Origin of the sequence: Actinomyces sp. HMT 175 (assembly GCF_016694895.1) — a bacterium.
GTDB classification, from domain to species: Bacteria; Actinomycetota; Actinomycetes; order Actinomycetales; family Actinomycetaceae; genus Actinomyces; species Actinomyces oris.
Genome location: NZ_CP068012.1, coordinates 1,177,555 through 1,189,773 on the forward strand (window position 1 = coordinate 1,177,555; position 12,219 = coordinate 1,189,773).

Annotated in this window: 14 protein-coding genes; 9 read left to right on the forward strand and 5 right to left on the reverse strand. The window is 64.8% G+C overall.

The features are described 5' to 3' along the window. The first annotated feature begins 9 nt into the window (after positions 1–9). Entirely contained in the window at positions 10–213 is a 204-nt protein-coding gene (locus JJJ14_RS12790) for an integrase core domain-containing protein (RefSeq protein ID WP_442859491.1), read from the forward strand. 113 nt (positions 214–326) lie between these two features. Here JJJ14_RS12790 and JJJ14_RS05075 read toward each other — a convergent pair whose 3' ends face one another. The 3 genes from JJJ14_RS05075 to JJJ14_RS05085 are packed head-to-tail and all read right to left on the reverse strand — an operon-like array spanning position 327 to position 1,731. Then, on the reverse strand, positions 327–710 hold the full coding sequence (locus tag JJJ14_RS05075) for a transposase (protein WP_201444851.1): 384 nt from the start codon (positions 708–710) through the stop codon (positions 327–329). Between the two features lie 33 nt (positions 711–743). After that, entirely contained in the window at positions 744–1,361 is a 618-nt protein-coding gene (locus JJJ14_RS05080; RefSeq protein WP_201444852.1) for a DDE-type integrase/transposase/recombinase, read from the reverse strand. Next, the gene (locus tag JJJ14_RS05085) at positions 1,342–1,731 is read right to left on the reverse strand and encodes a helix-turn-helix domain-containing protein (protein ID WP_201444853.1); all 390 of its coding nucleotides are present in this window, start codon (positions 1,729–1,731) and stop codon (positions 1,342–1,344) included. The genes JJJ14_RS05080 and JJJ14_RS05085 overlap by 20 nt, the downstream gene beginning before the upstream one ends. Positions 1,732–1,893: 162 nt before the next feature. On the opposite strand from JJJ14_RS05085, the gene JJJ14_RS05090 reads away from it, so the two are divergent. The 5 genes from JJJ14_RS05090 (at position 1,894) to JJJ14_RS05110 (ending at position 7,769) form a co-directional block, all read left to right on the forward strand. Then, complete coding sequence (locus JJJ14_RS05090; protein ID WP_201444854.1) at positions 1,894–2,637, forward strand: hypothetical protein; 744 nt, start codon at positions 1,894–1,896, stop codon at positions 2,635–2,637. Between the two features lie 2 nt (positions 2,638–2,639). Beyond that, a complete protein-coding gene (locus JJJ14_RS05095; protein ID WP_269089889.1) occupies positions 2,640–3,821 on the forward strand; it encodes a helix-turn-helix domain-containing protein in 1,182 nt (393 codons plus the stop codon). Between the two features lie 18 nt (positions 3,822–3,839). Further along, a complete protein-coding gene (locus JJJ14_RS05100) occupies positions 3,840–4,079 on the forward strand; it encodes a DUF2188 domain-containing protein (RefSeq protein WP_201444856.1) in 240 nt (79 codons plus the stop codon). 75 nt (positions 4,080–4,154) lie between these two features. Next, positions 4,155–5,765: a DUF6119 family protein gene (locus JJJ14_RS05105; RefSeq protein WP_201444857.1), complete on the forward strand. Its 1,611-nt coding sequence runs from the start codon at positions 4,155–4,157 to the stop codon at positions 5,763–5,765. A gap of 1,116 nt (positions 5,766–6,881) precedes the next feature. Next, a complete protein-coding gene (locus JJJ14_RS05110) occupies positions 6,882–7,769 on the forward strand; it encodes a hypothetical protein (protein ID WP_201444858.1) in 888 nt (295 codons plus the stop codon). Between the two features lie 117 nt (positions 7,770–7,886). Here JJJ14_RS05110 and JJJ14_RS05115 read toward each other — a convergent pair whose 3' ends face one another. Both JJJ14_RS05115 and deoD read right to left on the reverse strand, forming a co-directional pair. Continuing rightward, entirely contained in the window at positions 7,887–8,165 is a 279-nt protein-coding gene (locus JJJ14_RS05115) for a DUF1540 domain-containing protein (protein ID WP_101558355.1), read from the reverse strand. A gap of 373 nt (positions 8,166–8,538) precedes the next feature. After that, positions 8,539–9,261: a purine-nucleoside phosphorylase gene (gene deoD, locus JJJ14_RS05120; protein WP_101558354.1), complete on the reverse strand. Its 723-nt coding sequence runs from the start codon at positions 9,259–9,261 to the stop codon at positions 8,539–8,541. A 227-nt stretch (positions 9,262–9,488) separates the two neighbouring features. On the opposite strand from deoD, the gene JJJ14_RS05125 reads away from it, so the two are divergent. From JJJ14_RS05125 to JJJ14_RS05135, 3 genes are all read left to right on the forward strand, one after another. Then, positions 9,489–11,069, forward strand: coding sequence for a sodium-dependent transporter (locus JJJ14_RS05125; RefSeq protein ID WP_101558353.1), 1,581 nt, complete (start codon positions 9,489–9,491; stop codon positions 11,067–11,069). Between the two features lies 1 nt (position 11,070). Then, positions 11,071–11,244: a methionine/alanine import family NSS transporter small subunit gene (locus JJJ14_RS05130; protein ID WP_004565149.1), complete on the forward strand. Its 174-nt coding sequence runs from the start codon at positions 11,071–11,073 to the stop codon at positions 11,242–11,244. 115 nt (positions 11,245–11,359) lie between these two features. Further along, positions 11,360–12,217, forward strand: a complete 858-nt coding sequence (locus tag JJJ14_RS05135) for an HAD hydrolase family protein (protein WP_101558352.1) — start codon at positions 11,360–11,362, stop codon at positions 12,215–12,217. The last annotated feature ends 2 nt before the right edge of the window (positions 12,218–12,219 follow it).

The window sequence follows — 12,219 nt, forward strand, 5'->3', positions numbered from 1 at the left end:
CCACTTCCCATGCCCACCACGGTCCACGAGCTTCGCGGGCAGCCCTACATAAGGCACCGAGCCTCTTACGCGGGCATCCTTCATGAGTCTCGTCGGGATATTGCCTCATGGATCGAGCTGACATACAATCATGTCCGCCTTCACTCAGCCCTGGGATACCGCACCCCGAACGAGGTCGAACGCGAGCTCCCGAACTCAACGAAGGTAGCCTGAAGCAAGAAAACAAGCACTGTCCGAAAAACACCCAGCAGTCCAAGGCCCCTGGCACTAGGAGGCCGGCTACGGCGAGCGTGAGTCAGGTGCTCGGGGCGATCTTGACTCCGGCGCTAGTGAGCACCTTGCAGATCGGCCAGGCCCCGAACTCCTCCTTCTTGGTCTCGATGTACTGGCAGATCAACGAGATGGGCGCTCACACTCCGCCGTGATAGACAAGCTGACGCGCTCTTCAGGATCGCGTTGGCTCTTCGCAGCTCTCGGACCTCTTTCTCCAGCTCCTTGATCCGCTGTGCCTGGTCAGTGGTGGTTCCCGGCCTCAGACCACCATCGACCTGGGCCTTCTTGACCCAGGTGCGCAGAGCCTCGGGGTGAACGCCAAGCTCGTCGGCGATCCTGCGGATCGCGCCCTTGGCCCGCGCCGGGTCAGCCAGTGCCTCCAACGTCATCCTCGTGGCTCGCTCGCGCAGCTCATCGGGGTACTTCTTCTGTCCCATGACAGTGATCCTTCCGTGTCATCACTGCCTCCATCAAACCCGGGACGATTCAGCTGGTAGGCGCTCCAGGTCGATGGGCGCAGGGCTGGCCAGAGCCCTGGGGGCCTGGGTCCACACCCTCAGCGGGGTCAGCGCGATCCCATGGCCCTGGTGCTGGCGCTCGGTGTTGTAGTAGCTGGTGAAGCGGTCCAGCTCAGCGTTGAGCTCCTCAAGGGTGCTGGCCGGGTGGGCACGCAGCCAGGCCGCGGCCGGCTGGTGGGAGCGCTCGGCCTTGCCCTGGGTCTGAGGGTGGCCCACCCGCCCGCTGATGGGACGCACCCCCAGGGACGCCAGCCACTTCTCGGTGGCCCCCGGACCAGTGGTACGGCTGGTGCTGAACGCCGAGGCGTTGTCCGACAGGATCGCCGCCGGACGCCCCCAGGTGGCGAAGGCCTCCTGAAGGACCATGCGGGCGCCGTCCACGCTCTCCCCTCCCCAGCACGCCCGCAGGGCGGTGATGACCCGCGAGCAGTCGTCAACGACCTGGTAGACGGTCACCAGGCTCCCGGCCAGGCGCCACTCGAAACCGTCGATCTGCCACAGCTCGTTGGCCGCGCTGCGGGTGAAGCGCTTGTAGGACGTTCTGGGCCGCTTACGCGGGGCCGGGACCACCAGGCCGCTGGCTCGCAGGGGTGCGGGCGATCGTCGCGCGCGAAGGAGCCGGAACGCTGGCGCCCTGGCTCATCACCCACCACACCGAGGCCGGCCCCGCCTCCCGGCCGGCGGCGACCAGGTCAGCACGAACCTGGGCGATACGCTCATCAGCGCTCTCGTCCCACACCCGCGCCGGCTGGTGCGGGGCCCGTGACCGGGGCGTCAGAGCAGCGACCATACCCTCGTGCTCAGCGCGTCGGCGTATCCGGTAGAACGAGGCCCGCGAGATACCCACCTGAGCGCAGAACTCCTCCACGCTCATCCCACTGGTCCTGGAGTCGAAGTCTATGACCTGCTGGCGCCGCAACGGCGAAATCGAGTTACCCATAACCCCCAGGCAACCCGCCCCACCGGTGTCTCAGATGTCATGACATCCGAAACTCTCAGAAGTCATGAGACAACACAGTGACATCGACACGCGTGAGAATGACAGAATTGTGTGTACAGCTAAAGTTTAGGGTAATCTGAACTCGCCATTGAGAGGAGTCCCATGACCGGGCAGCACGAACGCCAGGACTGGCGCGGCGAGTTCACACGAGAGGAACTATCTGCAATCCGCCGGGAGGTTCCGCATGCGATCCAGAGGAGCCAGGAGCGTTCTGCCCGAGCCCACACGGAGTACGACGACCCCGATGGCGACCAAGACGTGTACGGCGCCGGCATGTCCCGTGGTGTGCAGAAGGAACTCCGTACTCTTCTCGCGAACTTCTCCTCCTACCGCGAGGTACAGGTACCCAGGAGTCGCCGCACGCTGACTTTCCTCGGTGATGCCCTGATCTTCCCACTTCGGGTGGGCAAGCAGATGCCTCGAAACCACCGCCGCATCAGACTCAACTACCTCCCGGAGTCGCGTCGCGAACTCTTGGAGCAGACCAGCAACACCAAGTACGTCGACGCCGGACTGTTCGAGCTTGACGAAGTTCCCGGTGTTGAGCAGCCCGCCCGACTCGGCGACGCGCTCACCGCCCTCAGCGAAGGTGACACACGCGCAACACTGTTCGTGCCCTACTACAGCAGTTCGCCCCAGGGCATCGGCACGATCTACTTCGCTCCGGCACGGCTGAACGGCTGCCACCTGGAGTTCACCGACCCCGAACGCCTCACTTATCAGGTTCCTGTTGCGGGTGAGGCGCCCGCAGCTGTGCTCGCGCCTGTTGGCAGCTTCGCGGAAGGTGATCGCCCCCGCACCACCGTGAAGCTTCGCCGGTGCCCGACCGAGAAGGAAAGCAGTTAACGATGGGCGACCCCCGTAGTCAGTCCGCAGACCCGGCTGATGTTGCGAGACTTTTCGACCCCGCCCGACTCACCCAAGCTCGACGCATCAACAAGATGTCCAAGACAGAGCTCCACCGCGAAGTCGGCGTCTCCGCCGCCGCGATCGGACAATACGAACGCGGGGAGGTCCGCCCTCGCGCCGAAACTGTCGCCGCGCTGGCCGACGCCCTTCGCGTTCCGCCGGGATTCTTCGCCCTCGGGCGCCCTCGCGCCCAGGTCGACATCGCCGAGGCTTCCTTCCGGCGTCTTCGCTCTACCAGCGTCGCTCAACAACAGCAGGCCACTGCTTACGTCGAGCAAGCCTGGGAACTGGCGTGCTATCTCGAAGAGAGCGTCGAGTTTCCGGAAGTCGACCTTCCGGAGTGGGCCAGCGTTGACTCCGCCAATGTTCCGGACCCCGTGACTGCAGCACAAGCTGTTCGGCGATACTGGTCCTTGGGGAGCGAACCCATCCGGCACCTTGTCTACCAGATCGAACAGCACGGAATCCTGACGGTCTTCTTCTCCATGAAGCAGGACGACAGCTTGGACGAGAAGAGCCGCATCGACGCGTTCTCGACCACAGCCCTCCCTCGCCCGATGATTGTGCTCACACCTGACAAGGCGAACGACGTGATGCGGCACCGCTTTTCAGCAGCGCACGAACTGGGACACGTCGTGCTACATCACGGTCGCCATGGGGCCGACAGCCAGTTGGAACGTCAAGCGGACATGTTCGCCGCCGAGTTCCTCACCCCGCGCGACGTGATCGCTAACGAGCTACCGAGGCGGGTAAACTTCAACCGCTACGAACAGATCAGCCAGCGATGGGGCGTCTCGGTGTCATCGCTACTCTATCGATCCCGTGAACTTGATCTACTCTCCGAGTCCACGGTTCGCCGCGGCTACATCACGCTGAACAGCCTTCCGCGGCGGCCGATGCCTATTGGTGACTTCCCTGGAGAGCGTCCGGAGCTGCTGAAGTCAGCGATCGACCTTCTCGATGGCTCTGGGACCAGCCTCGCCAAGATCGCAGCCGACCTTCAGATGACCCCCCGTCACGTGCGACGCCTGGCAGGCATTGACGATCCGCAGCCGAAACTGACACTCGTGCCGAATCGGCCAAATGACCCGAACTCGACACTCCCGCACGAGTTCATGTAGAAGAAGGGGAAGAGCATCATGGGAAAGCCCAACAAGCGTGTGGTGCAACAACGCGACGACGGCGACTGGGAGGTCCGGAAGCCAGGCGCTTCGCGGGCAAGTGCGGTCACCCCAACGCAGGCCGCTGGCATCTGCAGGGCACGCACCATCCTCGATAACGACGGAGGCGGCGAGCTACAGGTGCGCTCCAAGAAGGGAACCATCCGTGCACAGGACACTATTGTCCCTGGCAGCGACCCACGGTCTTCAAAGGGATGATTGCCGTGCCTGTCTGCGGAGTCCGATAGGTGATCTGGCTCCGCGGACAGCCCCGTCACCGCTGACAGGAGCATCATGAAATCGAGACGACTCACGTTCTACCTCCTACGAGAGGACATCGCCGACTTCGACGACGCTCTCGACCCGGACAAGCCAAGTTTGCCCGTCGAGATCGACCCATCCACCGGTATCGACGGCCGTTTTTTCTACGTCAAACCCCAGTCATCCGTGCCAACATGGGTTGGATTCGTGCAACCTCTACTGACGGACCAACTCAGTGGCATCTGCTCAGCCTCCACATCGGCACTGCTGCTCCTCCGGACGAGCGGCCGCATCTTCGCGCTCACCTTCGGGTACGGGCGATCATTGCTCGACCTCTCGAAGATCGAGTACCAATTCGGTCTACGCGTCGCGCTCAATCGCATCGACCCTCGCCAGATCCGCAGCCTCGACACCAAGACGTTCGAGGATCTTGTCGTGTCAACCAACACTCAAGCGAGCAAGAGTGCTGAGCTGCCGACCTTTGGTGTCGACATTTCCCGAGACATCCTGCGCGCGGTAACCGGCGAACCCCGCGACCAAACATTCTCCAAGAGAATCGCCGGAGCAGACTCACTGGTCATGGGTGTCAAGACCCCATCGTTGGAGCTTCCTGCCATCTGTGACGACCTTTTGACTGCTTTCACCGCGGACGACTACAAGACGGACTTCGGGTGGGTCGACCAGCTCTCACTCGTGCGGGATGACGCTACCGTCGAAGCACTCAACGACCTTCTTGTAGCGCAACTGCGGACTGGGTCAACTGGGTCGACACACCTCGCCATGCCAGAGACGATCGACTGGGAGGACATCATCGAATTCAAGATCGCCGGAACTCGCAGGTACGTCTATGAAGACCTGGACCTCGATGATTATCTGAGCCGACTTGGCGACGACCGCACCACAATCACGCTGGAGAACCTTAAGACTAGGTACGTCTCCGTCCGGTTTGGACGCTCAGGGAACTTCGACAAGCGGTGGAACCTCTATCAGTGCATCGTGACCGAACAGCGGCTCGACAGCCGCCTTCATGTCCTCATCGAAGGGCGCTGGTTCGCTGTCAGTTCCACGCTCGTCGAGGAAGTAGACGCGTTTGCTGTTGGACTACCAGACACGCACGTGGCCCTTCCTCCGGCACGTTCGGGCGAGCTCGAAGCCGACTACAACACTCGCCTGGCGGAGTCCTCGCCACAGCACATGCTTAAATTGGACGCCCGCATCAAACGACCTGGCGGTGCTAGCAGCGGCATAGAGTTCTGTGACGTCCTCTCCGACCAGGGTGACCTGATCCACGTCAAGCGGAAGTCCCGCTCCGCAACACTGAGCCACCTTTTCGCGCAAGGAAGCGTCTCCGCCTCCACCTTCATCAATGACGGCGCGTTCCGAACCCAAGTCCGCCAGCTGATTGAAGATGAGGTCGCGGCGGAGTCACGCGAGACTTGGCTCCGGCTTGTGCCGAGAGCCGACGAGACGGTAGATAGATCGCGGTACCGCGTCACGTACGCAGTAATCGCGAACTCGACTCGCGAGGGACGCGACTGGCTCCCGTTCTTCAGCAAGCTGAACCTGATGCAGCAAGGCCGGCAACTCCTCACCATGGGGTTCAGTGTCGCCGTGGCCCGTGTACCGATCACTGACTCCAAGTAGAGCGTCACTCCGGGGTGCTCTCCAACGCACTGCCTGACGCACTGGGTGTTGGAGAGGAACGACGGCAGAAGATCTCTGGTGGCCGGTTGGGGCCATCGTGTGGTTTCGCCAGCATTTGTTCGAGTACGTCAGCTACCCAGCGATGACGAGTCGAGCCGTCGTGCTCGTACTCCGTGTCCAGCTCCTGGAAGAACCCTGTGATGTACATGCTGGAGCGGTACGGGAAGTGCTTGGCCTCGTCCCCGTTCGCGGCGTCGTTATGACCCACGTTGCCCACAACCAGGTGATCGAGGGCTTCGAGGTTGCGGCGCTTGAACTTCGGGGTTCATGGTCGCAAGCGCCCCGGAGGGCCATCGGGGCTCCAGGGTGACCTACGCCTGCGCGCCGCGCGTCGTATGGGGGCCTTCATCGATCACGGGCATGTGGGCCACGCAGAGTCACTCCAGAGGCGAGCAAGTGGTTCCGAATCGTGCCAGCTGAGAACCCCAAGCCGCCACCAATGCGTTTGAGCGATTCGCCGGCCCGGTAGAGCCGGGCCACCTCTCGAACCTCCGTGGGAGAAGGAGACGCTCCGCGGATGCGGACGCCTCGCCCCCGGAGTAGTGACGCCAGCCGGTGACGGCTCAGACCGACATCGTTGGCGATCGCGCGGAGCGGCTCGCCATCGTGATATCGCCGTTCCAGAGTGTCGAGTGTCTCGCTACTGATGCTGCGGTGCGCACTTACCAGTGCCAGCTCACGTTGGGTAGGCTGCCCCGCGCGACTGCGGATCGTTCGGTGCAGTGATCTCATGTAGCTCAGCGGCGGGGCAAGTTTCGACAAGCCTCCCGCTAGGTCCACAGTTCTCCATCAGCAGGCCCCGCCGTCAGGTGAGGGCCGTTTTGCTTCTCTGCTCGCCGCCAGCGCGTGCGGCACCATGCGGGTACGGCCATCGCGGTGCAGATGATCGTCGTTGGGATCCAGCACCTCTTCCCCGGGCTGGCTCGCTGAGACACGCTCCACGTGCGGGTTTCAGCAAGGAACTGGCCCATCGGGCACTCTGAGGGTAGCCTCACCTTCAGATGTTGCCCGGAGCACCCGCCCCCACGTGCGGCAACACGGTAGGAAGGTAAGCGTGTGACGTCCGTTCAGGTTCCCGACATCATGCAGCGTGCCCGGCGCACGGCCCGGCGTCTTCTGGCCGGCAGTGGGAGCGCCGCGGTAACGGCCTACCGCATCGACCCCTCCGCGCCGGCCGCCTTCGTCGCTCATGCCTTGCGGGCCGATGGCCGGATCCTCGTTGCCGCATGTCCTCCCCAGGGCACCCCGTTGGCCATCGCGCCCGACGACGTCGCCGTCGACATCCGGCTCGATGTCACTCTCGACGCCGCCGAGCCCGGTGTGCGCATCACGGCTGCCACCGCTCACCTGCTGGGGAGCCTGACCTGGCTCGAGGGCGAGGACCGCGCCCTGCTGCTGGCCTCCTCTCGGGCTTCTGCCTGCCACTGCGCTATCCTCGGGGAGGATCCGCTCGAGCGGGTCCGGGAGATCGCCGCGGGTCCCGGCGGCCGGCTGGGCGTCATCACCTGTGAACGGGTCATGCTTCACTGCGTCTCCGGGGTCTCCAGCCACGACATTGAGGAGATCCTCGACATCGACTCGGCCGATGCCGCTGCGGCGCCCTCAGCCTCCTGGAGCCCCCAGGAGATCATGGACGCCCACGAGGCGGTCAGCGCCGTCGGTCAGCTCGGTCTGCGGGCTGTGTGCGAGGCTGTACGCGAGGGACAGATGCCCGGATGGATCTGCTCCTCCCGCCCCGCCGTCGGGGTGTGCCCGACGCTGTGGGACAGGACCCTGTGCGTCGACGTCGATGCTCACGGGGTGACCCTCATGTCCATCACCGGTGAGGAGGTCACCACACTCGTGGTCTCCTTCGGGCAGGCACTGGCCGACGCCGGCGAGGTGGGGCCGGCCTTGGAGAAGCTGGCCTCTCACGCTCTGCCGCAGCGCCTGACCCGGCCCTGAGGCTGTCAGCTCAGTTGCGGCCGCGACCAGCTGGCCGCGAATACCGAAACGGGGGATACCACCATGTGGTGGCATCCCCCGTTGGCCCCCAGCCGCTCGAGCTGGAGAGCCTTCCGGTCAGCGGACCTCGTAGGTCGTGCAGGCGGCGGTGTCGCCCCCGACGGTCACGGCCTCAGCCGTGCACATGAGGTCCTTGTTGTGGACGCACTCGAGACGCTGGCAGGCACCCACGTGGCCCTCTGCCACCGGCAGGCCGCCGCGGGCGTCGAGGCTGATGAAGGTGTCGCAGGCCGGTGCGCCGTTGTTGCCACCGACGGTGATGGCGAAGGCGGTGCAGCCGCCGTTGTTGAAGGCGCAGGAGGTGGTGGTGCAGGAGGAGATCTTGGTGACGGACATGATGCTTTTCCTTTCGAGCGGATGTGCGCTGCGGACATGAATAACGTAAATCCGCATCCGCTCCCCGGCAACGAAGGACAGCCTGCCCTGCCTCCCGGCATGTCGAAGAACGTTGAAATGACGCCGTTTTAGCGGCCAAGGAGAAGGTGTTCAGGTCTGTTCGCAACCCTCGCGGAAAGTCCGGGTTGTGTGCTGTCGACTTTCGTTATTCCTCGCAGGTAAGGCAGTCCTGCGCGAGTGCGGTCGAGGACTTTCCACTGTGTGGAGGGCACTGACGTCAAGGGCGGGGCGAGCTGTGCCCGCCCCGCCTCAGGGGAGTTGCTGCTGCCTGGGTTGCCCGGACAGGCCGGCAAGCCCGAAGGCCGTGCGCCGATCAGCTGTGCGCGGCGGCCACGGCCAGGCGCAGGGAGTCCGTGAAACGTGTCTCGCGCTCGGCGGCGCTCATGTCGCTGGAGTGGTCCAGCAGGTGGTCGGAGACGGTCAGGATCGCCAGCGCCTGTTTGTCGTACTCGGCGGCGACCCCGTAGAGGGCGGCGGCCTCCATCTCCACTCCCAGGACCCCGTACCTCGCCAGCGCCTCCGTCTGCCCCTGGGGGGTGAAGTAGAAGTGGTCCCGCGACATGACGGTGCCCAGGTGGACTGCTCCTCCAGCCTGAGCCCCCTCGGGCTGCGCGGCCTGGTATGCGGCCGCGGCCAGCCGGAAGTCCGCCACGGCGCTGAAGTTGACGCCCGGGATGCGCAGCTGGTTCATGGAGGAGTCCGTGTGGGCGCCGGTGGCCACGATGACGTCGCCGACCTTGACCTTCGAGGACAGGGCGCCGGCAGTGCCCACCCGAATGATCCGCTCCACCCCGAACTGGCTGAACAGCTCGGTGGCGTAGATCGTGAAGGAGGGCTGTCCCATCCCTGAGCCCATGACGCTCAGTGGCCTGCCGTTCACGGTCCCGGTGAAGCCCAGCATCCCGCGCACGTCAGTGACGAGACGAGCGTCATCCATGAGGAGCTCGGCGATGCGCTGGGCCCGTTTGGGGTCGCCGGGCATGAGGACGGCGGGGGCGAAGTCTCCGGGCTCTGCAGCGATGTGAGGGGTGGCCATGGGGGTCCTCTCGGGGTGGTGAGTCAGGTGTGAACAGTAGTGTTCAGTGTGGCATGGATCGCGTGAGAAAAGACAGGTGACCACCCTGACGACTGTCCGTATCGTGGACGTCAGACGACACATCGTGGTCGCTCGACTAGCGTCCAACGACAAAAGGGCCTGCGACCAGTCCGCAGGAAGAGGTGGCCCCTGGGCCGCCTGCATTCGTCATATCACGGAAGGTACTCATGTCCTCCAAGACAGGGGAGAGCGAGTCTCTTCAGGCTCCCCCGCGCGAGCAGTGGAGCGGGCAGCTCGGCTTCCTCATCGCCGCCATCGGCTCGGCGATCGGCCTGGGAAACATCTGGCGCTTCCCAGGGGTGGCCTACACCAACGGCGGCGGCGCCTTCATCGTCCCCTACGTCATCGCGCTGCTGGCGGCCGGGCTGCCGATCCTCTTCCTCGACTACGCCCTGGGGCACCGCTTCCGGGGCTCGCCGCCGGCGGTCTTCCGGCGCCTGTCCACCAGGCTCGAGTGGCTGGGATGGTTCCAGGTCTTCATCTGCTTCGTCATCATGACCTATTACGCGGTGGTCGTGGCCTGGTCCCTGCGCTACATGTTCTTCTCCGTCAACATCGCCTGGGGCGACGACGCGGCGGGCTTCTTCCAGCACTACATTGGGATGGACCGGCTCGGCTCCGAGGTTGCCTACTCGCCGTCAGTCGTCATGGGCGTTGCCCTGCCGCTGCTGTTCGTGTGGGGCTTCGGCCTGGTGGTGACCGCCCTGGGTGTGAGTGGGGGTGTGGAGAAGGCCAACAAGATCTTCCTGCCGCTGCTGGTCATCATGTTCGCCGGCCTCGTGGTGCGCGCCCTCCTGCTCCCGGGCGCGGGAGAGGGGCTCAATGCCCTGTTCACGCCCAAGTGGTCCGCCCTGCTGGACTACCAGGTGTGGATGGCGGCCTTCGGGCAGATCTTCTTCTCCCTGTCCGTGGGCTTCGGCATCATGCTCACCTACGCCTCCTACCTCCAGCGGCGCCGCTCCAACCTGGTGGGAACCGGCCTCGTGGCGGGATTCGCCAACTCCTCCTTCGAGCTGTTCGCGGGGATCGGCGTCTTTGCGACCCTCGGCTTCATGGCGCACACGCAGCACGTCGGGATCAGCGAGATGAAGATCACCGGGCCCTCCCTGTCCTTCATCACCTTCCCCACCGTCATCGGCCAGATGCCCGGAGGCGCGCTCTTCGGGGTGCTCTTCTTCGCCTCCTTCTCCATGGCGGGGCTGACCTCCTTCATCTCGATCATCCAGGTGGTCGCCGCCGGCGTGGGGGAGAAGCTCGACCTGACGCCGAAGAAGGCCTCTCTCGTCGTCGGCGTCCCGGCCGCCGTCCTGTCCTTCGTCCTGTTCGCCACCAGCTCGGGCCTGCCGGACCTCGACGTGGTGGACGCCTTCATCAACAACATCGGCGTGGTCGTCTCGGCCATCATCATGTGCGTGGTGGTCGCCTGGCTGCTGCGGCGCACGAAGCTGCTTCAGGACCACCTCAACGCCGTCTCCGAGTCCCGGATGATCGGCCTGTGGTGGAGGGTCCTCGTCGGCGCCGTCGTCCCCGTCCTGCTGGGGTACATGTTCATTCAGACCCTGTGGACGTACCTGTCCGAAGGATATGAGTCGGAGGCCTACTCCAGCGGCTTCGTCATGGTCTTCGGATGGGGGATGCTGCTGGTGGTTGCCCTGGGCACCGCCGTCATGAGCCTCATCCCCTGGAGGACCCCGGTGGACGATTTCGAGGCCCTCACGCTGGAGGCCGCTTCCCAGGAGGAGGACTGAGATGACCGGAATCGCCGTGCTCATCATGCTGCTCGCCATTGTCATCATCTGGGGCGGTCTGGCGGTCTCCATCACCGCGCTCATCTCGCGCGGACGCCGCGAGGACCGCGACGCCCGGGCCGAGGCCTCGGCCCGGGCCCGCGAGCACATGCTCCACCCCGAGCAGACCGACTGACCGGTGCGGTCCGCTGAGAAACGCGGACGTGACCGCCTGAGAAGAGAGACTGACTCCACCACCCGTCTGGGGCCCGGTTCGGCCGGTTTCCAGGCGGGTGGGACACAATACGCCTATGACTCAGACTGATGTGAGCCCCCGGGCGCTGCCCCGCCTGGTGGCCTTCGACCTCGACGACACGCTGGCGCCCTCCAAGTCGGCCATGCCACCGGCCATGGCCACAGCGCTCAGGCGGCTGCTCGACGTCGTCCCCGTCTGCATCATCTCCGGTGGGCAGGTGGGGCAGTTCCGCGACCAGGTCCTGGCCCACCTCGACGCCGACGCCGATGAGCTCTCCCGGCTTCACCTCATGCCCACCTGCGGAACGCGCTACTACACCTACGACCCCTCCCGTGCCCAGAGCGATAAGGACGCCTGGACGCTGGTCTACGCCAACGACCTCACCCCTGAGCAGATCCGCACCGGTTTTGAGATCGTCGAGGCCCAGGCGCGACGCCTCGGTCTGTGGGAGGAGCAGACCTGGGGGGCGATCCTGGAGGACCGCGGCAGCCAGATCACCTTCTCCGCACTGGGGCAGGAGGCTCCCCTGGACGCCAAACGCGCGTGGGATCCCACGGGTGAGAAGAAGGCCGCCCTGCGTGACGCCGTCGCCCCGCTCCTTCCGGACCTGGAGGTTCGCTCAGGCGGTTCCACAAGTGTCGACATCACCCTCAAAGGGGTGGACAAGGCCTACGGCATGAAGCGCTTGGCGGAGATGACCGGCATCGCGTTGGAGGAGATGATCTTCGTCGGCGACCGCCTGGACCCGGAGGGCAACGACTACCCCGTCAAGGCCTTGGGCGTTCCCTGCCAGGCCGTGAGCGGCTGGCAGGACACCGTTGCCTACGTCACCTCCCTGGCGAGTCTGATCGCCTCTGACGTGCACGGCGGTGAGGACCCGGCCGCCCAGGTCTCGCTGGGTGCTCGGCTCTGAGG

What these genes read in the sequence shown, in the direction of transcription:
- JJJ14_RS12790 (WP_442859491.1), top strand. Translation starts at nt 10, where the DNA reads ATGCCCACCACGGTCCACGAGCTTCGCGGGCAGCCCTACATAAGGCAC.
- JJJ14_RS05075 (WP_201444851.1), bottom strand. Translation starts at nt 710, where the DNA reads ATGGGACAGAAGAAGTACCCCGATGAGCTGCGCGAGCGAGCCACGAGG.
- JJJ14_RS05085 (WP_201444853.1), bottom strand. Translation starts at nt 1,731, where the DNA reads ATGGGTAACTCGATTTCGCCGTTGCGGCGCCAGCAGGTCATAGACTTC.
- JJJ14_RS05090 (WP_201444854.1), top strand. Translation starts at nt 1,894, where the DNA reads ATGACCGGGCAGCACGAACGCCAGGACTGGCGCGGCGAGTTCACACGA.
- JJJ14_RS05095 (WP_269089889.1), top strand. Translation starts at nt 2,640, where the DNA reads ATGGGCGACCCCCGTAGTCAGTCCGCAGACCCGGCTGATGTTGCGAGA.
- JJJ14_RS05100 (WP_201444856.1), top strand. Translation starts at nt 3,840, where the DNA reads ATGGGAAAGCCCAACAAGCGTGTGGTGCAACAACGCGACGACGGCGAC.
- JJJ14_RS05105 (WP_201444857.1), top strand. Translation starts at nt 4,155, where the DNA reads ATGAAATCGAGACGACTCACGTTCTACCTCCTACGAGAGGACATCGCC.
- JJJ14_RS05115 (WP_101558355.1), bottom strand. Translation starts at nt 8,165, where the DNA reads ATGTCCGTCACCAAGATCTCCTCCTGCACCACCACCTCCTGCGCCTTC.
- deoD (WP_101558354.1), bottom strand. Translation starts at nt 9,261, where the DNA reads ATGGCCACCCCTCACATCGCTGCAGAGCCCGGAGACTTCGCCCCCGCC.
- JJJ14_RS05125 (WP_101558353.1), top strand. Translation starts at nt 9,489, where the DNA reads ATGTCCTCCAAGACAGGGGAGAGCGAGTCTCTTCAGGCTCCCCCGCGC.
- JJJ14_RS05130 (WP_004565149.1), top strand. Translation starts at nt 11,071, where the DNA reads ATGACCGGAATCGCCGTGCTCATCATGCTGCTCGCCATTGTCATCATC.
- JJJ14_RS05135 (WP_101558352.1), top strand. Translation starts at nt 11,360, where the DNA reads ATGACTCAGACTGATGTGAGCCCCCGGGCGCTGCCCCGCCTGGTGGCC.